The sequence below is a fragment of the Lysinibacillus sp. FSL M8-0355 genome (genome assembly GCF_038008985.1).
In the GTDB taxonomy this organism is placed as follows: domain Bacteria; phylum Bacillota; class Bacilli; order Bacillales_A; family Planococcaceae; genus Lysinibacillus; species Lysinibacillus fusiformis_D.
Genome location: NZ_JBBPAI010000001.1, coordinates 3,526,159 through 3,547,005, shown reverse-complemented (window position 1 = coordinate 3,547,005; position 20,847 = coordinate 3,526,159). Strand labels below are relative to the sequence as shown.

22 protein-coding genes and 1 riboswitch are annotated in these 20,847 nt (G+C 36.5%); of the genes, 13 read left to right on the top strand and 9 right to left on the bottom strand.

Features of this window, described 5'->3' with window-relative positions; genetic code table 11:
• Positions 1–11: 11 nt before the first annotated feature.
• Positions 12–299, bottom strand: a complete 288-nt coding sequence (locus MKY46_RS17140; RefSeq protein WP_340834859.1) for a hypothetical protein — start codon at positions 297–299, stop codon at positions 12–14.
• Positions 300–400: 101 nt separating this feature from the next.
• Between MKY46_RS17140 and MKY46_RS17135 the strand changes: the two genes are divergently transcribed.
• Positions 401–565: a YvrJ family protein gene (locus tag MKY46_RS17135; protein ID WP_340834856.1), complete on the top strand. Its 165-nt coding sequence runs from the start codon at positions 401–403 to the stop codon at positions 563–565.
• A 50-nt stretch (positions 566–615) separates the two neighbouring features.
• Complete coding sequence (locus MKY46_RS17130) at positions 616–933, top strand: hypothetical protein (RefSeq protein ID WP_340834853.1); 318 nt, start codon at positions 616–618, stop codon at positions 931–933.
• A gap of 456 nt (positions 934–1,389) precedes the next feature.
• On the opposite strand, the gene MKY46_RS17125 is transcribed toward MKY46_RS17130, so the two are convergent.
• Complete coding sequence (locus MKY46_RS17125; protein WP_340834850.1) at positions 1,390–2,229, bottom strand: hypothetical protein; 840 nt, start codon at positions 2,227–2,229, stop codon at positions 1,390–1,392.
• A gap of 399 nt (positions 2,230–2,628) precedes the next feature.
• Entirely contained in the window at positions 2,629–3,231 is a 603-nt protein-coding gene (gene rpsD / locus MKY46_RS17120) for a 30S ribosomal protein S4 (RefSeq protein WP_036118865.1), read from the bottom strand.
• A 473-nt stretch (positions 3,232–3,704) separates the two neighbouring features.
• On the opposite strand from rpsD, the gene MKY46_RS17115 reads away from it, so the two are divergent.
• Positions 3,705–5,633: a sensor domain-containing diguanylate cyclase gene (locus tag MKY46_RS17115; protein ID WP_340834847.1), complete on the top strand. Its 1,929-nt coding sequence runs from the start codon at positions 3,705–3,707 to the stop codon at positions 5,631–5,633.
• A 40-nt stretch (positions 5,634–5,673) separates the two neighbouring features.
• Here MKY46_RS17115 and MKY46_RS17110 read toward each other — a convergent pair whose 3' ends face one another.
• Both MKY46_RS17110 and hisJ read right to left on the bottom strand, forming a co-directional pair.
• Positions 5,674–6,153 (bottom strand): GAF domain-containing protein, encoded by a 480-nt coding sequence (locus tag MKY46_RS17110; protein WP_036118867.1) that lies wholly within the window; start codon positions 6,151–6,153, stop codon positions 5,674–5,676.
• Between the two features lie 24 nt (positions 6,154–6,177).
• Positions 6,178–6,972, bottom strand: a complete 795-nt coding sequence (gene hisJ, locus MKY46_RS17105; protein WP_036118868.1) for a histidinol-phosphatase HisJ — start codon at positions 6,970–6,972, stop codon at positions 6,178–6,180.
• A 163-nt stretch (positions 6,973–7,135) separates the two neighbouring features.
• On the opposite strand from hisJ, the gene ezrA reads away from it, so the two are divergent.
• From ezrA to MKY46_RS17080, 5 genes are all read left to right on the top strand, one after another.
• Positions 7,136–8,836: a septation ring formation regulator EzrA gene (ezrA, locus tag MKY46_RS17100; RefSeq protein ID WP_036118869.1), complete on the top strand. Its 1,701-nt coding sequence runs from the start codon at positions 7,136–7,138 to the stop codon at positions 8,834–8,836.
• A gap of 87 nt (positions 8,837–8,923) precedes the next feature.
• Positions 8,924–9,391, top strand: coding sequence for a GNAT family N-acetyltransferase (locus MKY46_RS17095; RefSeq protein ID WP_089934181.1), 468 nt, complete (start codon positions 8,924–8,926; stop codon positions 9,389–9,391).
• A gap of 106 nt (positions 9,392–9,497) precedes the next feature.
• Positions 9,498–10,652, top strand: a complete 1,155-nt coding sequence (locus MKY46_RS17090) for a cysteine desulfurase family protein (protein WP_036118871.1) — start codon at positions 9,498–9,500, stop codon at positions 10,650–10,652.
• Positions 10,652–11,863 (top strand): tRNA uracil 4-sulfurtransferase ThiI, encoded by a 1,212-nt coding sequence (gene thiI, locus MKY46_RS17085; RefSeq protein ID WP_036118873.1) that lies wholly within the window; start codon positions 10,652–10,654, stop codon positions 11,861–11,863. Before MKY46_RS17090 ends, thiI begins: the two co-directional genes overlap by 1 nt.
• Before the next feature lie 144 nt (positions 11,864–12,007).
• Positions 12,008–12,223, top strand: a complete 216-nt coding sequence (locus tag MKY46_RS17080) for an alpha/beta-type small acid-soluble spore protein (protein WP_036118875.1) — start codon at positions 12,008–12,010, stop codon at positions 12,221–12,223.
• A gap of 70 nt (positions 12,224–12,293) precedes the next feature.
• Here the strand turns inward: MKY46_RS17080 and thiE are convergent, their stop codons facing one another.
• The 3 genes from thiE to thiM are packed head-to-tail and all read right to left on the bottom strand — an operon-like array spanning position 12,294 to position 14,504.
• Positions 12,294–12,935 carry a thiamine phosphate synthase gene (gene thiE, locus MKY46_RS17075; RefSeq protein ID WP_036118877.1) on the bottom strand — a complete coding sequence of 214 codons (642 nt, stop codon included), beginning with the start codon at positions 12,933–12,935 and terminating at the stop codon, positions 12,294–12,296.
• A complete protein-coding gene (gene thiD / locus MKY46_RS17070; protein ID WP_036118890.1) occupies positions 12,925–13,749 on the bottom strand; it encodes a bifunctional hydroxymethylpyrimidine kinase/phosphomethylpyrimidine kinase in 825 nt (274 codons plus the stop codon). The genes thiE and thiD overlap by 11 nt, the downstream gene beginning before the upstream one ends.
• A complete protein-coding gene (thiM, locus tag MKY46_RS17065; protein ID WP_036118892.1) occupies positions 13,737–14,504 on the bottom strand; it encodes a hydroxyethylthiazole kinase in 768 nt (255 codons plus the stop codon). The genes thiD and thiM overlap by 13 nt, the downstream gene beginning before the upstream one ends.
• A gap of 92 nt (positions 14,505–14,596) precedes the next feature.
• Positions 14,597–14,694: riboswitch (TPP riboswitch) on the bottom strand.
• 190 nt (positions 14,695–14,884) lie between these two features.
• Here thiM and mbcS point away from each other — a divergent pair.
• The 5 genes from mbcS to MKY46_RS17040 all read left to right on the top strand — a co-directional run bounded on the left by mbcS (position 14,885) and on the right by MKY46_RS17040 (position 19,963).
• Positions 14,885–16,486 (top strand): acyl-CoA synthetase MbcS, encoded by a 1,602-nt coding sequence (gene mbcS / locus MKY46_RS17060; RefSeq protein ID WP_036118894.1) that lies wholly within the window; start codon positions 14,885–14,887, stop codon positions 16,484–16,486.
• Positions 16,487–16,652: 166 nt separating this feature from the next.
• Entirely contained in the window at positions 16,653–17,666 is a 1,014-nt protein-coding gene (gene sppA / locus MKY46_RS17055; RefSeq protein ID WP_036118896.1) for a signal peptide peptidase SppA, read from the top strand.
• Positions 17,667–17,678: 12 nt separating this feature from the next.
• Positions 17,679–18,305: an RDD family protein gene (locus tag MKY46_RS17050; protein WP_036118898.1), complete on the top strand. Its 627-nt coding sequence runs from the start codon at positions 17,679–17,681 to the stop codon at positions 18,303–18,305.
• Between the two features lie 134 nt (positions 18,306–18,439).
• Positions 18,440–18,943, top strand: coding sequence for a thiol peroxidase (tpx, locus tag MKY46_RS17045; protein ID WP_004226187.1), 504 nt, complete (start codon positions 18,440–18,442; stop codon positions 18,941–18,943).
• 90 nt (positions 18,944–19,033) lie between these two features.
• On the top strand, positions 19,034–19,963 hold the full coding sequence (locus tag MKY46_RS17040; RefSeq protein ID WP_036118900.1) for a class I SAM-dependent methyltransferase: 930 nt from the start codon (positions 19,034–19,036) through the stop codon (positions 19,961–19,963).
• Positions 19,964–20,172: 209 nt separating this feature from the next.
• Here MKY46_RS17040 and MKY46_RS17035 read toward each other — a convergent pair whose 3' ends face one another.
• Positions 20,173–20,622, bottom strand: coding sequence for a universal stress protein (locus MKY46_RS17035; protein WP_036118901.1), 450 nt, complete (start codon positions 20,620–20,622; stop codon positions 20,173–20,175).
• Positions 20,623–20,847: the final 225 nt, after the last annotated feature.

The following is a 20,847-nucleotide window of genomic DNA, read 5'->3' as shown; positions in this document are numbered from 1 at the left end:
GCACTTAATGATTAGTTAAGTGCTTTCGCTTTTTTTAATCGGTAAAAATTGAATGCAATGTCAATAATCAAAATTATATAAAGTACACTAGATACATTTAAAATTAATGAAGGTAGAGGTAATATTACATCTCTAATTAATATTAACCAAATAGTTGTTGATATTAAAACAATTGAATCCAACAAAATAACCATAAAATGTTTGTGTTCTTTAAAAATAAAATTGAATACTGTTAACCTTACTAAAATCGGTGTCGTTAAGAAAAATGAATAGATTTGTGTAATTTGTTCTGGGCTCATATTTTCTCTCCCTTAAATGTAAAAATTTGAAAATAATATTAAGTATACAGTATAATAAAGGTGAAAAAAAGAGAACTTACGTTCTTGTGGAGGTGGTTTACATGGAGTATGTAGAGTTAACTAAATCGATAATGGAATTAGGCTTTCCAGTTGTTGTTTCTACATTTTTACTTGTTAAATTGGACAAGAGTATGAAAAATATAGAAATTGCTATTGTTAATTTAACAAACGAACTTAAGAACTCAAGGTTCAGGAGTAAGGGCTAAACAGAGGCTAAAAGAAAAGGGCAAACATATAGGGCAAGGGGAAAATGGATATGAAAAAGAATGATCGCGAAGTTGATAAATTAGTAGAGGAACATCTAAAAATGTACCCTTATATTAGTAAAGAGAGAGTAGGGGAATTGACTATAGATCAAAGAATAGCAATATGTATTAGTGAATTGTTAAGTATATTGCCAGAAAAAGAAGTTACATTTATAAACTTTAGATACATAAAAGGATGGACGATAGTTAAGGTAGCCCAAGAAATGAATTACAGCCAGCAGATGATTTATGTTATTCGAAAAAAAGTGCTGGTGAAAATCTATCTTGGGATAAGCCATTTACTTCATAACAAGCAAAATGTGTTGTAAAAAAATTATAATGTAAGATGAAACCATGTGAGCCGTAGAGTTTGATAAAGATTAAATAATAAATTTGCCTATTTGGCTATTTTTTTATGTCACATAAAGAACGTATGTTCTTTAAACAGGTGTATAGGTTGTTGTAATAGTATCACCTGCAACAACGTGTACTGCCATTTCGAGTGGTGTTAGAGTTGCTGCATATATCGTAGTTACAAGTGCAGCTAGGGAAGAATGTAGAGACACATGTTAACATGACAAACACCACGTAATTTTAGCAAGTATGTAAAAAGGTCAATATAGGAAGATATGAAACGTGGTCAACAAAGCGAAACAAGGATAGATTGAAATGAACCAATCATCCGAGAAGATGAAACATACTCAATTGAAACGAGAGAGGCTATGAACAGTTTTATATGATGAAGAAAATTCACTCATTTAAAATAATGAGTGAATTTTTTAGTTCTATTTTAATACGGCATCATTTAACAATACATTAAAATCGTCAACTTTACTTTCGTCTGAGTAGTCTTTTCTTAAAACATAATTAGCAATTGTACCTTCTACGGTTATCTGCTGCCCAACTGTTAAATCAGCTTCTTGATCTAAATCAATTATTGCAAAGTTTGTTATTTCTTCAGGATAAGTACCTAAGAAAAATTCTTCTTTATTTCTATCTTTATGAAAAAGTTCATCATATTCAATGTACTCATAGTTCTCTATATCCTTGTTTCCCATATAGATAGTGAATTTATCTGTACGAACCGCTGTAGTTGAACCTTCTCTTCTTCTTTTTTGGCCAATATTTGAACTTTCAAATACGAATTCTGTGATTATACCAGAAGCGGTTGCTTTTCTACCAAGAATATCAAAATCATCTTTGAATTGTTGTCCTTTTTTATGGCCAAGAATAATCATATCCACTAATTTTTCATCTTCTACAGTTAATAATTTGTTTGTAAAATCTGCGATTGTTTTTCCTTCTAAATTCTCATCGATAAACTGTTTGCTCTGTTCTTCTAATGACAACTTTTTTTCAGTTGAAATAACAGGTGTTTTATTTTCGGTTTTCGGCTCATCATCAGATTTTTCAACTGTTTTTTCAGAATCAGTAGGAATCATAATTAAGCCAATTATGAAAAGAACGAATGAAATGCCTAAGATAAGTCCACCTTTCATTTTTCGTTTTATAATGGATGCTGCTATTAATAAGATTAAACCTATAATAATCCCAACTATGCTTAATAGGGTAAGTAAGATGCCTATATCAATCTCTCCTTTGAATGTACGATATAAATAATGCAATATAACTATATCAAAATTTCCACATTTCGTTAATGGTAAAAGTGTTTATTTTTTTACTGAAAAAGTCACAACATAAATGAGATTGTTGTGACCTTTTCATAGTGAATGTAACTTCGTAATTTTTTAGTACACCTGCCAGATAATATTTGATAATCCTTGTATAATCATTTATGTGTACCCAACGTTGATATAGCAAGGTTTTGAGCATGTACCCCAGTGAGAAATTCAATCATGACCACATTTTGATTCCTTGAATTTAATTGTTCCCCCAACAAGTCCCCCAAAAGTTTGAAGGATAATGACAGATTTTGATAATAAAGAAAACTAAAAAAAGCCCTCAAACCGTTGATAAAACAGGATTGAGGACTTTTGATTGATTTGGTCTGATAACCAAGAATATTAACGAGAGTAGTACTCTACGATGAATGATTCGTTGATTTCAGCTGATAATTCAGAACGCTCAGGAAGGCGAGTGAATGTACCTTCTTTTTTGTCAGCGTCGAATGTTAAGTAGTCAGGTACGAAGTTGTTTACTTCGATAGCTTCTGCTACAACAGCAAGGTTTTGAGATTTTTCACGAAGAGAAATCGTTTGACCTGGTTTTACGCTGTATGATGGGATATCAACGCGTTTGCCATCTACTAAAATGTGACCATGGTTAACTAATTGACGAGAACCACGACGAGTACGAGCTAAACCTAAACGGTAAACTAAGTTGTCAAGGCGAGTTTCAAGAAGGATCATGAAGTTTTCACCGTGAACACCTTTCATTTTACCAGCGCGGTCAAATAGTGTACGGAATTGACGTTCGTTCATACCATACATATGACGAAGTTTTTGCTTCTCTTGAAGTTGTAAACCGTATTCTGATAATTTTTTACGTTGGTTTGGACCGTGTTGACCTGGTGCGTAAGGGCGTTTTTCGATTTCTTTACCTGTACCGCTTAGTGAGATACCAAGACGACGTGATAATTTCCAAGATGGACCTGTATAACGAGACATATTGTTGTCTCCTCCTTTAAATTTGGTTTTTTTGTTGTAAAACAAAAACCAGTAGTACCCATTCTTACACGCATTTTATTTTCATGTATTTTCGCCTATGCAGCCGTTAGGTTACGCAATACACCATCTAATTTCCGTTGCTAGAAGAATCTAAGTAGTTGTACATATGAAAATAGAGGAATAAAATACAGTTATAAGCTTATACCACTGCTGCGTTTATTTTACACAAACTCCATTGTAACTGCTCAGGACAAGGACGTCAATTATTAACATATAAAATTTCATCATGAGTTTTCATAGTAGGAAATTCCTTAAGACCTATTTCAAATGATGTGAAAATAGTTAATGATACGCTGTGTAATGTAAAATGTAAAAGTAAGGGATAATTACATAGTCAAAATGACACAAATTATGTATAATATATTATAAGTTAATAGTAATTGATTTGGACGTTATATAGAAAAGGTGATTTCATGACAGACCATTTACAAACGCTAAAATATATAAAATCTGATGTTTTGAGCTTTTGGGTGAGTTCTAATGAAGAACAAGCTAGTTTTAATGGGTATTTTTATTCATTAAAACAGTGTCTAAAGAAGCACTTGAAAATTGATAATGCAGCTTTTCTCAGCTTTGAAGGTAATTCATTAATACCTATTGAGGAGATGGCTTCATTAACAATTGAAACAAAGCTAAATGCTGTGTCATGGCTGATGATCGAAGCTAGTTTTTATCAACAAAAAGTAGTGAAAATTCCTTATATAATAAAAGCAAGACAGGCCTATTCAATGATGACAGATATGGTGCTTTTCCAAGCAGAGGGCAAACATCCCATTGGTGTATTACTTGTGGAGGCATCAGAGTCTTGGAATGACTTTATGACCTCGGATTATGGTGAAGAGTGTATAGAAATACTTTCGAAAGTTCTTCAAATGATGAGGGACAATTTAGATGTCAAAATAAACGAAGATCAATATAGAAAACTCTATAATATGACTGATTTATTTCATTCAACAATGGATATTGATTTAATTTTAGAAAATGTATTGAAAAATATAAGGGATAATTTCCCTGAGTTTAATGTAGAGCTTATATTATCGAATGATCAAGATCGACATACGACCATCGATATTAAGCTTTTTGATTATTTATCAGAAAGACCTGCTACAATTGAGGCTTTTGTATCAGGAGAGTTAACAACAGAACTAGCGAGTGATTTAAATTGTCGATTGTTAAATGCGCCGATAAAGGGCAGGCAAGCTATCTATGGCATCTTGCAAGTAAGTGCACCAACGACTTATCTTTTTTCAACGACTGAAAAAGACTTCGTACGAATGCTTGCACAAGCGTCAGGAAATGCACTTGAAAATGCAAAATTATATCATCAATCGCATCGTCTTGTAAGCGATTTACAACTCATCAATGAAACATCACATCGTTTAAATATGCGGATTGACATTCATGAAATGTTACTTTTCCTACAAAAGCAGTTACTGAAATCTTTTCAACCAATGGAAGTTTGTTTTGCATTTAAAAAAAATGATACGTTTGAAGTGACGGGCGCAAGTACATCTTTGTTCAATGCAGAAGAGGGGCAGACCTATATAAAACATGTTGAGCAGCATTTTGCTCAAACGAATGATCCACTGTTTATTGCCGATTTCAGTCGTTTAACAGCGAATCAAATTGAGTACCGTTCCATTATGGCGATCCCTATATTAATGGAAGAAAAGATCAATGGTTTTAGTATTGTCTTACATAAAGAGCCATATTTCTTTTCGTTCGATAGTTTTAAATTAATGCAATCGTTAATTCATCACTCCTCTTTAGCCATTGCAAATTCAATTTTACGAACACAACTTCAGGAAATGGTCGATTTGGATCATTTAACAAAACTATATGCACGCAGTTATCTCGATCAATTTGTAGAAAAGTCGCTTGAATACGACCAATCTGGGATGTTCTTGTTAATTGATATTGATAATTTTAAGCGCATCAATGACACGTACGGTCACCAAGTAGGGGATAAAATTCTTGTGCAAATAGCGCTCCAATTGAAAGAGACGATTGGTAGTCGTGGGATTTGTGCAAGATGGGGCGGAGAAGAGATGTCTGTTTATGTACCAAATATTAAGGAGCAGGAAGCATTAGAATTAGCATCCGCCATTGTGGAGGTTATTCCGAGTACTACAGATCCACAAGTAACTATTTCTGCGGGCCTCATAACATGGGATGAACGAGACCGACCAGCATCCAGTCTGTTTTTTTACATGCTGATACAGCCTTATATGAAGCGAAAAATAGTGGGAAAAATCGTTTTTGCATTCATGACGGCTCTTATCAAACTAATGTATAGGCAAATAAGGCGAAATGCCTACGGCTGTACAAATAATTTGCCCTGAAATGACAATATAAAACATTTCAGGGCAATTTTTTAATATTTTATAAATGAAGAAGTAATGTTTGGACAAATTGTTCTAAGCCATTGCGGTCTTCCTCTGAAAAACGGCTCACAATGGGGCTATCAATGTCAAGGACACCAATGATCTTGCCTTGTTTTATCAATGGAATCACAATTTCGGACTGTGAAGCAGCATCACAGGCAATATGTCCTGGAAATTCGTGCACATCTTTGACAACAATCGTTTCTTTCGTTGCCACGGATGTTCCACAAACGCCACGACCAATGGGGATTCTCACGCAGGCTGGAAGACCTTGAAATGGTCCGAGTACAAGCTCATTTTCTTGTAGGATATAAAAGCCAACCCAGTTAATGTCAGTTAAAAACTGATTTAAAAGTGCTGAGGCATTACTTAAATTGGCGATCAAATCTGTTTCGCCAGTCAGTAGTGCATCTAATTGTTTGGATAATGTCAGATATTGGCCAGCAATTGATCCTTCGTAATTAATTTTTGTAAACATATAAGCACCTCGTTTAAAAATTATTTATATTGGTAATATAACATTATGATGTTGATGTAAGTCCGTTGCGCTATGTGCATCCGAACCAAATACATATGGCAGTTCAATAGCTTGACTATACTTGATAAAAGTAAATGGAGGGTAAGGCTCCTGACAATATTGTTTGCTTAAACCAGCACTATTTATATCTAGCTCATAGCCTCCACATTTCATGCTGTCTAATACTTCTTTGATGCGTGGGGCATCATTGATTTTTTCATTATGCACTAGCTGAAATTTATGAACAAGAGATGGATGCCCAATCCGCTTCGGCTTGTATGGACCAAGATCGGCCTTAATGGATTGTAGGACAGTATCATAATATAAATCATAAACCTGTTTAACAGAGCCAACTTTTTTTGAAAAATCAATAAAGCACTCAGGAGAAAAGTCGATACAGACAAAGGAATCTTGCCATTGCAAAAAATGGACAGACAAGATCGCATCATCTAAAAAATGTCCATATGTATCAAGGAATTGCCGAGTTTCTTGTTCAAAACCTTGGATATAGTCAACTTCTAACCCAATTCGGATGCGAATATCTTGTGCATACTGTTTTTGTAGGTGTTGCAATTCCTCAAAGTAGGGCATGAGATCATGTGGATTCATTCCGCTATCTTTTTGCGGGGTAGGATCGACAAAATTATTTGGTAATGGGGCATGTTCAGTAAAGGTGATATCAGTGAAATGGTGAGAAATTGCTTTTTCAATATATTGCACGAAAGAATCTGAACTGCCATGTGGACAAAAAGGACTATGTATATGCCCATCACGTTTCATAATTTACCACTCCTTTAGCTCTATAGATGCGCTATTTAAGTATTTCACAATAGCGAAAATACAGTTTTCTGAAAAACACTTAAATTTTAGTACAAAAGGCGAAAACATAGTATATAATAAAGACAACTAGCCAATTCGTTTATTGTAGAATAGGAGGCTTACGATGGAGTATATCATCATTCCGATTATCCTACTATTAATTTTAGCCATAGTAGGATTTATGATGCGAAGAAAACATGTTGCAATCATTGCAAAACTTGAAAATGAAAAATTACAAATTCAACATAATCCTATAAATGAAGAAATTTCAAAAGTAAAATCTTTAAACATGAACGGTGAAACGGAAGAAATGTTTGAACGATGGCGCAATACTTGGGATGAGGTCATCGATGTACATATGACTAAAATTGATTCATTGCTATTTGATGCTGAGGATCAAATTAATCGACTTCGTTTTAAAAAAGCGACGTTTATAGAACGTGAAATTGAAGATTATATTGAGAAATGCGAACAAGATAAAGATAAAATTTTAGAAGAACTGAATGAATTAATTGGCAGCGAAGAAAAAAATCGAATTGAAATTGAACAATTAAAGGAATATTATCGCTCTGCAAGAAAGACTTTGCTTGCTCACCAACATTCATTTGGTGTAGCGTTACCTGCACTTGAGAAAAAGCTAGAAACATTTGTACAAAAGTTTGAAGAGTTTGATGTATTGACAAATGATGGGAATTATTTGCAAGCACGCGAAATTGTCATTAGTTTAAATCAAGAATCACAGCAGACCTTTGAATTTATTAATGATGTCCCAACTATTTTAACGGAATTACAAGTGAAGCTACCAGGAGCAGTTCAGGAATTGCGGAATGGTCAGCGTGAGATGGAAGATCAATCTTACTATTTACAGCATTTAGAATTGACTGAGGCATTAAATAAGTATGAAAAAGAGTTTGATGAATTAAAAAAAGACTTAGCAGCGCTTAATTTAACAGTAGTTAAACCTCGTGTGACAGAAATAAATGAAGAAATCGATCATTTTTATGATTTACTTGAAAAAGAGGTTATTGCTAAAAATTACGTTGATCAAAATTGTGAGCGTTTATTAAGCTCCATCACTAATGTTATTTCTTCAACAAAATTAGTGAATGATGAAGCGACCTATGTGCAACAAAGTTATCATTTGAACGAAAAGGATGCAGAAATTCCGAAAGCTGCATTAAAACAATTGGAAGCATTACAACGTCGCTACGACTTATTAGCTATGCGTGTGAGAGAAGAAAAATCGGCTTATTCTAGTTTACAGGAAGAATTAATCGAAATTAGTGAAGAGCTTGAACGAATTCATGAGGAGCAAGGACATTTATCAAATACAATGAAGAAACTTCGAATTGATGAAAATAAAGCCCGCGCTCAAGTTGAAAATTTAAAGAAAATATTACAAGATACAGATCGCTTATTGAACAAGGCCAATATCCCAGGAATCCCTGAGGAAATGGATGCACGTCTTGATGAGGCTGCAGAGCACATCTACATTGTTATGCAAAGCCTGCAAGAAGTACCATTAAATATGGGGACTGTTCATAATAATTTAAATGCTGCCACACTGTGCGTAGAGGATGTAAAAGTCAAAGCACATGAGTTAATAGAAAATGTTATGCTTATTGAACGTATTATTCAGTATGGAAATCGTCATCGTGCTTCGAATCCAACATTGAATGCGCGTTTAAAAGAAGCTGAAGAGGCATTCCATCAATTCCGTTATGCGAAAGCATTAGAAGAAGCAGGAACAGCTGTTGAAGAGATGGAGCCAGGTGCTTTAAAACGTATTCAAGAAATGGTTGCAGAAGAGTCTATGTCAAATTAATTCAAATAACTGTTAGCTGTCTAAAAAGTATAGCGATTACTTTTTAGACAGCTTTCTTTATTAAATAGAGGGAAAGGTGTGATACGGTTGAAGCTGTCGCTACGAGAAATGAATGAGAAGTATGCGAGTGAAATTTTACAATGGCATTATGCAGCACCATACGATTTTTATAATAATGATTTATCAGATGAAACCTTACAAGAAATGCTCGAAAATCCCTACTATGCTATCTTTAATGAGCGGGAGGAGTTAATCGGCTATTATTGCACAGGAACAGCCGCACAAGTACCGAAAGGACATGACATTGGGGCATATGCAGAATGCTATGTAGATATCGGCATCGGTATGAAGCCCAATCTAACTGGTCAAGGCTTAGGGACGGCATTTTTTTCGTTTATTGTCAAAACAATTCAACAAGAGCATCAACTACCGCTTCGTTTAACTGTGGCCCGATTTAATAAGAGAGCCATTTGTCTTTATGAAAAATTCGGCTTTGTCAAAGATAGTGAATTTAGTACACCAACAGTCTTTATTACAATGTTGAAAAAAGTGTAATATGCTATTTAAAATTTGAAGAATCGTGAAAGTTAGTGGTCAATCGCCAAAGATTGCGTTATGATAAATACCGTTAAATCAACGTTTTGAAAGTGTGTGAAAAGTGATGGTTAAGACAATTTATTTAGATAATAGTGCAACAACAAAACCTTTAACAGAGGTTATGCAGACATTTATGGTAGTGAATGAGCAGTATTATGCCAATCCTGCATCCATCCATGCCATGGGAGTTGAAGCAAATGATTTATTAATGCGTGCACGTGAGCAAGTAGCAGATATTTTGCAGACAGAGGCAAAAAATGTGCTATTTACTTCAGGTGGGACCGAGTCAAATAATGCAGCTATTTTTGGTATAGCACGTAGTAATACACATATAGGAAAGCATATTTTAACGACTGAAATAGAACATCCATCGGTTTTAGAAACAGTTAAACAGCTTACAAAAGAGGGCTATGAGGTTGACTATCTTCGAGTTGATCAACATGGAGTCATTTCTTTAGAGGAGCTGCGTGCTAAAATACGTAAAGATACAATTTTAGTCAGCATTATGCATGTGAATAATGAAATGGGTGCTATCCAGCCTATTAAGGAAGCAGCAGCAATGATTCATGAAATGAGTAGAGCAGCTCTTCATGTTGATGCTGTTCAAAGCTTTGGGAAATTAGCTGTGTCCTTTAATGGAGAAGAAGGTCCAGACAGTATTGCTATTTCTGGTCATAAAATTCATGGCTTTAAAGGCTCAGGTGTATTAGCCTTTCGTAAAAGCATGAGATGGCAGCCTTATGCACTTGGTGGAGGTCAGGAATTTGGTTTGCGAAGTGGTACTGTAGCGGTACCGCAAGCAGCTGCATTAGCAAAAGCGGCTCGATTAGCAGTAGAAACATTGAATGACCGTGCAATGAAATACCGTCAATGGCAAGATGAAATTCGTACGCAACTAAAAGGATACGGAGAGGCAGTGCATATTTTATCGACTCCACAAGGAGCTGCACATATTTTATCGTTCAGTGTTCGTGATTTAAAAGGGGAAGTCATTATTAATGCTATGCAAAAACGTGGCATCATCGTGTCAACATCAAGTGCTTGTTCATCGAAGCAAACGAAAACAAGCCATGTTGTCGAGGCTCTGCACCTCGATGAGCATTATAAAAAAGGTGTAATTCGTATGAGCTTTGGTGCGCATAACACAGCACAAGATATAGAAAAGTTTAAACAAGTACTAGCAGAAGTCATGCTGGAACTCAAAGGAGAAATTAAGTAATGATTTGGAAAGAAATTTTAATTCGATATGGTGAGCTTTCTACAAAAGGTCGCAACAAAATGGATTTTATCCGTCGCTTACGTGAAAATATTCGTCATGCTTTTGCCGATCTAGGACAACTGCATATTCGTACAGAGCGTGATCGTATGTTTATTGCTATAGAAAACGAAACACAAATGCAGGCACTCGTAACAGGCTTACCTAAAATTTTTGGTATTCAATCTTTTAGCCCTGTGGCTGCATGTGAAAAAGATATAGAAAGTATGAAGAAACTTGCCATCACTATAATGGAGACATTTAAAGATGAGCAGCATACATTTAAAGTAGAAGTGAAACGTACCGATAAAACATTTCCTTTAGAATCTCATGCCATCCAACGTGAGATTGGTGGCTATGTTTTACCGCAATTTCAAAATTTATCAGTCAAAGTGAAGCAGCCTGATATTGAACTACGTGTAGAAGTTCGTCATGATGCAACATATATGATGGCACAAGTTATTCCTGGCGCAGGTGGAATGCCTGTAGGGTCTAATGGAAAATCTTTATTAATGTTATCTGGTGGTATTGATAGCCCTGTTGCAGGTTATTTAATGATGAAGCGAGGCGTGCGATTAGAAGCGATTCACTTCTTTAGTCCACCATATACAAGCGAAAATTCATTAGAAAAAGTAAAGGTACTTGCCAATGAACTAACGAAATTTGGTGCTAGTATTCGTTTACATGTCATTCCGTTTACTGAAATACAAGTTCTTATTAAAGAGAAAGTGCCTTCTAATGTATCGATGACAACAACACGCCGTATGATGTTGAAAGTAGCTGATCAGGTGCGTGAGGAAATTGGGGCACTTGCCATTGTAACAGGTGAAAGTCTTGGGCAGGTAGCGAGTCAAACGCTTGAAAGTTTAACAGCGATTAATGCTGTAACGAATACACCTATTTTGCGTCCGTTAATTTCATCAGATAAACTCGAAATCATTGATATTGCAGAAAAAATCGGCACATACGAAACATCTATTCAGCCATTTGAAGATTGCTGTACGATTTTTACACCTACAAGTCCAAAAACAAAGCCGAAGCTTGAAAAGGTCGAGCATTATGAAAGCTTCTCTGATTTTGATGAGCTAATCGAGCGAGCAGTAAAAAATCGAGAGGTCTATATTTTCCCTAAGAAAGAAGAGCAACAACAAGATAAGTTTGCAGAACTATTATAAGGATTCAAAGCCGTCTCAAAGTCCATTTTGAGACGGCTTTTTTATATTACTGGCTAGATGCCATTAGAGGTACAATTTACCTTTAAAATTTTCGTATTAAAAATCGAATATCGCACATTCTATATTCACAAGGAGGTGAGACACATGACTTCAAACAACAACCGCAGTTCAAACAAGCTTGCAGTACCTGGTGTACAACAAGCACTAGATCAAATGAAATACGAAATTGCACAAGAATTTGGTGTTCAATTAGGAGCTGAAGCTTCAGCTCGTGCTAACGGTTCCGTTGGTGGTGAAATCACTAAACGTCTTGTACAAATGGCAGAATCTCAATTAAAAGGTATGCCAAACAACCAATAAATGCTGACTAAGCATTTATAAACTTAAAACCAGTGACCGTAAAAGGCACTGGTTTTAGTTTGTTTATAGATCATTTTTTTATGCGAGATAATGACGTAAATGTAGATACAGTGTGTGCAATGTCTTGACTTTCACAGATAGCAGAAATAACGGCAACACCATCAGCACCTGCTTGAAAAACAGAATGTGCATTTGTACAAGTAATCCCACCAATCGCTACAATCGGTAATTCAGGATAAAGATGATAAGCTTGCTGTAAAAAATTTGTACCGCATGGTGGTTGTGCATCACTTTTAGATGTTGTTGCAAAGATTGGACCAATTCCTACATAATCAGCATGATGGTCTATAGCTGTTTGTAATTCTTCCTGTGAATGTACAGAAACACCAAGTATCATGTTCCCGATTTTTTTACGTGCTATTTCAACATCTAAATCATCTTGTCCAATATGAACGCCATCGGCACCAATTCGCAAAGCGAGCTCTATATCATCGTTAACGATAAACGGTACATTATACTGCTGACAAAGTTTTTGACATTGGCGTGCAAATTGTTCATAGGCTAATCCAGTTAAGGCAAGAGACCCTTTCTCGCGAAATTGAAACATCGTAATGCCAGCTTGCAATGCCTTTTCGAGGAGATGGATGGGATTTTGTTGAAAAACATTGCCTGTCCCCATAATAAAATAAAGCTGTAAATCCTCACGTTTCATGAATAATTACCTCACAGGCTTCCTTATGCTGTTGATAAGCGAAATGATTTGTAGGTCCGTGCCCGTTGCCGATGGCTAAATCATGCATAATCGCTAATTGAATAAATTTTTTAGCTTCGATAATAGCCTCTTCCATCGCTAAACCTCGTCCAAGAAAAGCAGTGAGTGCTGCTGAAAATGTACAGCCAGTACCATGTGTATTTTTGGTTTGGATTCGTGGAGACTGCATCGAAAAAGATTGTCCATTTTTGAAAAATACATAATCAATGGCATAAAGTGGTTCTGCTAAATGCCCACCCTTTACAATGACGCATTGTACACCTAGCTGTAAAAAGCTTTGAGCCACTTGTTTCATATCCTCAAAATGGCGAATGGTTCTCCCCGTGAGAGCCTCTGCTTCGGGTATATTTGGCGTAACAATCGTAGCTAGTGGTAGTAAAGATGAGCGTAACGCCTCAATAGCTTCTTGCTGTAATAAGCTTTCTCCACCTTTTGCAATCATCACGGGATCCACAATTAGTGGTATGTTTAATTCACCGATCATGCGTGCGATGGCTTGGATAATACCAGAGGAATAAAGCATGCCTGTTTTCATTGCAGCAATCGGAAAATCTTCGACTAACGCTTGAAATTGTTTTTCCACAAACGAAATGTCAATGGGGAAAACACCTGTCACGCCTGTTGTATTTTGTGCAGTTAAAGCTGTAATAACGGAAGTGCCGAACACCTCTAATTCCTGAAATGTTTTTAAATCAGCCTGTATACCAGCACCGCCACCACTATCTGATCCAGCAATCGTCGTTACAATATGCATGATGCTTCACCATCCTTTGATAAACGATGTATAGCATTAAGCAAAGCTATTTGAAAATCACCGATATCTGCAGTGAATGCAGAAGCTAGTACTGCTGCCTTTTTATAGTAAGTGAGTGTTTCTGCTAATTGGTTGTATGGCTTGTTACCTGCGACATAGGCAGCACCACAAAGCGCACTAAGTAAACAGCCAGTACCAGTGACCTCTGTCATTTGTGGGTGGCCACCAGCTATCCACTGGCTATGCTCACCATTTGTTATAAGATCACGTTCACCTGTTACAATAACGATACAATTATATCGTTGTGCCACTAGTAATGCTTCCGTCTCCAGTGACATGGAGCCATGACCACTATCTACACCTTTCTGTTGCCAATCTACATTGGCTATAGCCGCAAGCTCACCGATATTACAGCGAATTACGGCAAATTGTATGTTTTCAAGTAAGTATTGAACGGTTTCCTTGCGATAAGTTGTAGCCCCTGCCCCAACTGGATCTAATATAACTGGAATGCCAAGTGCATTAGCTTTTTTTCCTGCTAACAGCATGGCGTTTTTGGTGCGAGTATTGAGTGTCCCGATATTAATTAATAATGCTTGTGCCATTGCTACCATTTCCTCAACCTCTTGGCTATCGTCAGCCATAACGGGCGAAGCACCTAATGCTAATAAACCATTTGCTTGGAAATTTGCCACCACATAGTTTGTGATGCAATGAATAAGTGGTTGCTGTTGACGAATTGTTTGAAATATCATTTTAATTTTAGTCCTCCTTTGTGGATGGACGTAAGCATGCAAAAAGGCTCTTTTTATGTGAAAATACACGAAAAAGAGCCTTTCATCTGAAAAAATCGATGTCTGTTGCTCCCTACGTCAGTATTAACTAACAGGTTCAAAGGGTCAGGTTTTACCTTCTCAACTCTTTCGAGTCCCCCTGCAATTTTGCTTTTAGTTGACCAAAATGTACCATACTTTTCATTGGTATTCAATAGCTAGTTTTCCTATCGACAAAACGTGACTGATGCCATATAGCTAGGTATGATAGTTGTCATGACTTTACCTAAATTAAGCGCAAACCATTGAAAATACTGAAAAAGGAGTTTTATAATGTGTCATAGCAAAAGGGGGCATTTGCCATGAAAAGACAAGATTTAGTTGCACCAGAATGGTATAACATAACAGAGGAAATTGAAAAATATGCTCAGGATGCAACGAAAAATGCTTTAATTATTTATGAAGAAAATCAAGCTGTACAATTTATTACATATGCACATTTGATGGAAAAAGCGAATCAAGCAGCACATGTTTTCACCTTACAAGGTTTAACGAAGGGTGATGTGATTTTAGTGATGGTACCACGCTCAGTGGAAGCATATATTGTTTATATTGCAGCATTAAAAGCAGGTTTAACCATCATTCCAAGCTCAGAAATGTTAAGAACAAAAGATATTGAGTATCGCATTCATCACGCCAATGCTAAAGGGGTTGTTGCCTATGAGCCCTATATTGAACAATTTGATGAAGTTGGAAATTTACAGGGCATACAGCAATTTGTCATAGGGAAAGCACATGAGCCTTGGCAGCCTTTACTAGAAAAAATGCACCATCAACCTACAACTTACATAAATCCGACTCCGACAAAAAGTACTGATAATGCATTTTTAGCCTATACAAGCGGCACAACAGGTAACCCGAAGGCAGCGGTACATACACACAGCTGGGGCTATGCTCATTTACGAACAACAGCACCACATTGGTTAGGTGTACAAGAAAATGATATTGTTTGGGCAACAGCAGCACCTGGATGGCAAAAATGGATATGGAGTCCCTTTCTCGCTACATTAGGCAGTGGTGCTACTGCATTTGTTTACAAAGGTAAATTTGATGCGGCTTCCTATTTGGCAATGCTTGAAAAATTCAAAATCAATGTATTATGCTGTACACCAACTGAATATCGTTTTATGGCATCACTTGAAAATTTACACGCATATGATTTACATGCAATTCGCCAAGCTGTATCAGCAGGTGAACCGTTAAATAGTGAGGTTATCAACGTATTTTCAGAAACATTCCATTTACAAGTGCGAGATGGCTATGGTCAAACGGAAAATACATTACTTGTTGGTACAATGGTAGGGATGGAGGCGCGAGTTGGCTCAATGGGAAAACCTACTCCTGGCAACACCGTTAATATTATTAACGATTTCGGCAATCCTGTTGCAGTGGGAGAGGTGGGTGATATTGCTGTTCATCGTGAAACACCAGCTCTCTTTAAAAAATATTTAAATGATCCTGAACGTACAAATTTACAATTCCGTGGTGATTGGTATATAACAGGAGATCGTGCCTACAAAGATGAAGATGGCTACTTTTGGTTTGAGGGTCGAGGAGATGATGTCATTATCTCCTCGGGTTATACAATTGGTCCCTTTGAAGTAGAGGATGCTTTGATGAAGCATCCAACTGTGAAAGAAGCTGCTGTCATTGCCAGTCCAGATAAAGTTCGAGGAAATATTGTAAAGGCATTTATTGTTCTTCGTAATGGTGAAATTGGTGATGAAACACTTATTCAAACACTTCAAAGTCATGTGAAATCATTGACTGCCCCATATAAATATCCACGTGCTATTGAATTTGTCGAAGAGCTACCCAAAACATCCTCTGGAAAAATTCGACGAGTTGAATTACGACAACAAGAAACAAAGCAATGCCATTCATCATCATTTCCTAGGAAATAATGTCGAAAATCAAAGTTCATGCAAAGGTATGGACTTTGATTTTTTTTATTTTTTTAGGTAAGGTAATATGAGGAAATAAATAGCAACAAGCTTTTTGCATATTATTGCAAAAAAATGAAACAAATAAGCAAGTCATTCGTATTACGTGTTGAGGAGGCGGAAAGACATGAATGTAAAAAGGTGGGTTGCTTTAGTAGTCGCAGGTGTTCTTTTACTATTTTCATTAGGAATTAACACCATTTTTGCCCTATTTAAAGCAGATTTCCTAGGTAATTTTGATAGTTTGATGGCTGGGAATAATTTAGATGTATATGAAAATGTCATTGAAGGGGACAATTTTGATAAGCGAATTGCTTATTTAAAGGTAGATGGAGCGATTCAAGATATCGGCTCAAGTACATTATGGCAACCAGTTGCCTATGATCATACATTTTTCTTAGAGCAATTGGATAATATTTTGTATGATGATTCGATACAGGGCGTTGTTTTAAGCGTCAATTCTCCAGGTGGTGGTGTGAAAGAATCTGCAGAAATCTATAAAAAGCTGCTAAAAATTAAAGAAGAACGACAAATTCCAATTTATGTATCGATGGATTCGATGGCAGCATCAGGTGGTTATTATATTTCAGCACCTGCAGATAAAATCTTTGCCCATCGTGATACAATAACAGGCTCAATTGGCGTCATTATGCAATCCATTAACTACCAAGCATTGGCTGAAAAAGTAGGTGTTAAATTTGAAACGTTTAAATCAGGGGAGCATAAGGATATGCTAAGCCCAATGCGTGAAGTGACACCAGAAGAACGTGCAATGATGCAGGATATGATTAATGAAACGTATGAAGAATTTGTAGACATTGTAGAGCAGGGACGTAATATGTCTGAAGCAGAAGTGAAGAAGGTTGCAGATGGTCGTATTCTTGGTGGCACAAAAGCGCTTGAAGCAGGTTTAATCGATGAAATTGGTGATGAAGAAGCAGCCATCGCTGCTCTACGTGCAGATTATGGACTGGAAGATGCTGCTTTATTTGAGTATGCGTACGATATGGGAGGCTGGCAATCATACGTTGGGATGAAAATTGGCTCCATGTTTGGTCCATCTGCAGAAGAAAAAATGCTAATGAAAATTATGACCGACTACAGTGCACCGAAAATGATGTATTTATACGGGGAATACTAAGGAGGGAGTACAATGACAAACAATGAATTTGTTATGCAAGGTTCACCCTCTATGGAAAATGGCTTTCTTATGAACGCTCCAGATGAGTCAATAAAGCATAAAAACTATGCTTTAAAAACGGCTGGTTTTTGGATTCGGTTTTGGGCATTTTTATTAGATGGATTCATTATTTCTGCTGTAGTTGGAATACTTATCAATCCTATCTTTTATCTAATGGATTGGTCCTTATCAGAATCTGTTTGGTATGCACCGATTTCAATCATCACAGCGATCCTCTATTATAGCTATTTTGTACTGATGACAAAGTTCTTTGGGCAAACACTTGGAAAAATGGTTTTTGGCTTACGTGTTATTTCATTAAAGCATGATAAGCTTACTTGGTCAGATGTGTTATTCCGTGATTGGATTGGCCGCATTATCAATAATATTTTTATGCCTCTGTATATTTTGGTAGTCATTTTACCAGAAAATCAAGGGTTACATGATTATTTTGCAGATACAGCAGTGGTGCACGAAAAAGTCTTTGTTGAAAAGGATCCAGCACCAGCCGCTTTGCCAAAACAGCAAGAGCAGATAGAAACGACTGTGCAAGAGGAAAAAATAGAACTAGCCAAGCTAGAGGAAAAAAATGAACAATAAACAAAAGGCTGTCTCCTAATTCGAGACAGTCTTTCCTATTTCTAAGCTAGTTCTTCTAAAGTAAGCTATCTTAGTTGCAATTAATTCCCTTCATTTAGTAATATTATGTACATATGAAATAAGGAGGCGTTTATATGGCACAAGTAACATTTAAAAATGGTCCAGTAACACTAGTAGGAAATGAAGTAAAGGTGGGCGATCAAGCTCCAGATTTTACGGTATTAGCGAATGACCTATCACCTGTAACATTAAATGATTCAGAAGGTAAAATTCGTCTATTTAGTGTTGTACCATCATTAGATACTGGTGTATGTGATGCACAAACACGCCGTTTTAATGAAGAAGCAGCTAACCTGGGTGACAATGTAGTTATTTATACAGTATCTGTCGATCTTCCATTCGCTCAAAAGCGTTGGTGTGGTGCAGCAGGTATTGATGCAGTGCAAACTGTATCAGATCACCGCGATCTTTCATTTGGTGAAGCGTATGGCGTGTACATTCAAGAATTACGTCTTCTGACACGTGCAGTATTCGTTGTGGATGCAAATAATAAAGTAACATATGTTGAATATGTACCTGAAGCTACAGATCATCCAAACTATGAAGCGGCCATTGCAGCTGTTAAAGCACTAGCATAATGAGCTGCTTTTAGGCTAAGATAATACTAGACAAAGGGGCTGTGACGAGAGTTTGTCACGGCTCTTTTCTGCGTGAAAGGAAGTTTAAATATGGAAAACATCGAGAAATTATTTGGTCTGCTAAATGAGCATGCTGAAAAGATCGAAAAAGAACAAGATTTAACATTGTTAGAAGGGTTGCTAGATGGTCTTGAGGCATGGCTTGATGGCGAAGTGAATTTTTCACAAAAGGATGCAACAAAAGAGGATATTCGCAAAGCTATTCAAATCGCTATTTTAAAAGGAATGCGCAAAGGGTCGCAGCCAAACCATCAAATGACACCTGATACGTTAGGGTTACTAGTTGGCTATTTTGTGGAGCAAATATTTGAAGAGCGCCTTGCAAACGAAAAAATGTCAATTATGGACCCAGCCGTAGGTACGGGGAATTTACTACTAACAGTCATGAATTTATTAGATGGAAAAGTGGAAGCGACAGGCGTAGAGGTTGACGAGCTATTAATTCGTCTTGCTGCTGCTACTGCTGATTTAACAGAACAGCCTATTTCCTTATACCGTCAAGATGCCTTAGAAGATTTATTGGTAAACCCAGTGGATGCCGTTGTTTGTGATTTACCTGTAGGCTATTATCCTAATGAAGAAGTAGCACTCGATTATGAATTATGCGCAGCGGAGGGGATGAGTTATGCTCATCATCTATTCATTGAGCAATCGATGAATTATACAAAGGATGGCGGCTATTTATTTTTCCTTGCACCATCACATCTTTTTGACTCCGAGCAATCTAAGCAACTACACAAGTACATTCAAAAGCATGCTTGGATTCAAGCCATTATTCAATTACCTGAGGCTATGTTTGCCAATAAGGCATTAGAAAAAAGTATTGTGATTTTGCAAAAGCAAGCAAAGGAATTGAAAGCACCTAAAGAGGTACTATTAGCAAAAGTACCGAATATGCAGAATAAGCAAGCTCTTGCGCTGTTCTTTGAAAAAGTGAAGATGTGGAAAGAGGGCAAATAATTGCTCTGGAAGCCGACATAAGTAAAAAGATGATGTTACTACTAGCAGAAAAAGACCTTTTGGTAAGGTGAGGGTGATTTCTGTTGGACCAGCGTCCTTTAGAATGGAAAGCCTTTTTCACCCTTCATAGAAATTCTAGTGATCGTTTTGTTTTTCAACACAATGTAAAAAGGTATCCTATGGAAGGATACCTTTTTATGTATTGCAAATTAGTTTTCTGGTGTACGGATAACAAGTACGTCACATTTAGCTGAACGTACAATTGCTTCAGATACTGAACCGATTAGGAAGCGTTCAACTGCATTTAGACCAGTTGCACCACAAATGATTAGATCTGCGTCTACGACTTTAGAAAGCTCTTTTGTAATGATATTTTTAGGAGAGCCGTACTCAATGATAAGATTAACGTTTGTTAAGCCTTCATCTTCAGCTTGTTTTTTGTAACCATTTAATAGCTCTTCAGAGAATGCTTGAGCACGTTCTGCAATGGAACGGTCATATGCTTCGATTGCAGCGAATGAACGTGTATCAATAACATTTACTAGATTTAAGACAGCACCTTCGTTTCGTTTTGCAACATCAATTGACTTACGAAATGCATATTCAGCTTCTTTTGAGCCGTCTACTGCAACAACAATGCTTTTATAATGATTAGCCATTTTGAAAAACCTCCCTGATTTGTATATGTTGATTATACCAAATGATTTTCTAAAGGAAATACTTTCCGAAAGAAAAATATGAAAAAGTGAAGACATTTCATTTCAAAATGTCAATTATATACACTTACTTAATTCCCACTATTTACAGCGTGTAAACGCCTTTTGATCGGTAGAACTTGTGGAAGTATTTACTTCGTTAGCAACTGTTATAGCCGTCTTTTTAGT

Bases quoted from the DNA above. Each gene is read 5' to 3' on its own strand.
- MKY46_RS17140 (WP_340834859.1), bottom strand. From the start codon at position 299: ATGAGCCCAGAACAAATTACACAAATCTATTCATTTTTCTTAACGACA.
- MKY46_RS17135 (WP_340834856.1), top strand. From the start codon at position 401: ATGGAGTATGTAGAGTTAACTAAATCGATAATGGAATTAGGCTTTCCA.
- MKY46_RS17130 (WP_340834853.1), top strand. From the start codon at position 616: ATGAAAAAGAATGATCGCGAAGTTGATAAATTAGTAGAGGAACATCTA.
- rpsD (WP_036118865.1), bottom strand. From the start codon at position 3,231: ATGTCTCGTTATACAGGTCCATCTTGGAAATTATCACGTCGTCTTGGT.
- MKY46_RS17115 (WP_340834847.1), top strand. From the start codon at position 3,705: ATGACAGACCATTTACAAACGCTAAAATATATAAAATCTGATGTTTTG.
- MKY46_RS17110 (WP_036118867.1), bottom strand. From the start codon at position 6,153: ATGTTTACAAAAATTAATTACGAAGGATCAATTGCTGGCCAATATCTG.
- hisJ (WP_036118868.1), bottom strand. From the start codon at position 6,972: ATGAAACGTGATGGGCATATACATAGTCCTTTTTGTCCACATGGCAGT.
- ezrA (WP_036118869.1), top strand. From the start codon at position 7,136: ATGGAGTATATCATCATTCCGATTATCCTACTATTAATTTTAGCCATA.
- MKY46_RS17090 (WP_036118871.1), top strand. From the start codon at position 9,498: ATGGTTAAGACAATTTATTTAGATAATAGTGCAACAACAAAACCTTTA.
- thiI (WP_036118873.1), top strand. From the start codon at position 10,652: ATGATTTGGAAAGAAATTTTAATTCGATATGGTGAGCTTTCTACAAAA.
- MKY46_RS17080 (WP_036118875.1), top strand. From the start codon at position 12,008: ATGACTTCAAACAACAACCGCAGTTCAAACAAGCTTGCAGTACCTGGT.
- thiE (WP_036118877.1), bottom strand. From the start codon at position 12,935: ATGAAACGTGAGGATTTACAGCTTTATTTTATTATGGGGACAGGCAAT.
- thiD (WP_036118890.1), bottom strand. From the start codon at position 13,749: ATGCATATTGTAACGACGATTGCTGGATCAGATAGTGGTGGCGGTGCT.
- thiM (WP_036118892.1), bottom strand. From the start codon at position 14,504: ATGATATTTCAAACAATTCGTCAACAGCAACCACTTATTCATTGCATC.
- mbcS (WP_036118894.1), top strand. From the start codon at position 14,885: ATGAAAAGACAAGATTTAGTTGCACCAGAATGGTATAACATAACAGAG.
- sppA (WP_036118896.1), top strand. From the start codon at position 16,653: ATGAATGTAAAAAGGTGGGTTGCTTTAGTAGTCGCAGGTGTTCTTTTA.
- MKY46_RS17050 (WP_036118898.1), top strand. From the start codon at position 17,679: ATGACAAACAATGAATTTGTTATGCAAGGTTCACCCTCTATGGAAAAT.
- tpx (WP_004226187.1), top strand. From the start codon at position 18,440: ATGGCACAAGTAACATTTAAAAATGGTCCAGTAACACTAGTAGGAAAT.
- MKY46_RS17040 (WP_036118900.1), top strand. From the start codon at position 19,034: ATGGAAAACATCGAGAAATTATTTGGTCTGCTAAATGAGCATGCTGAA.
- MKY46_RS17035 (WP_036118901.1), bottom strand. From the start codon at position 20,622: ATGGCTAATCATTATAAAAGCATTGTTGTTGCAGTAGACGGCTCAAAA.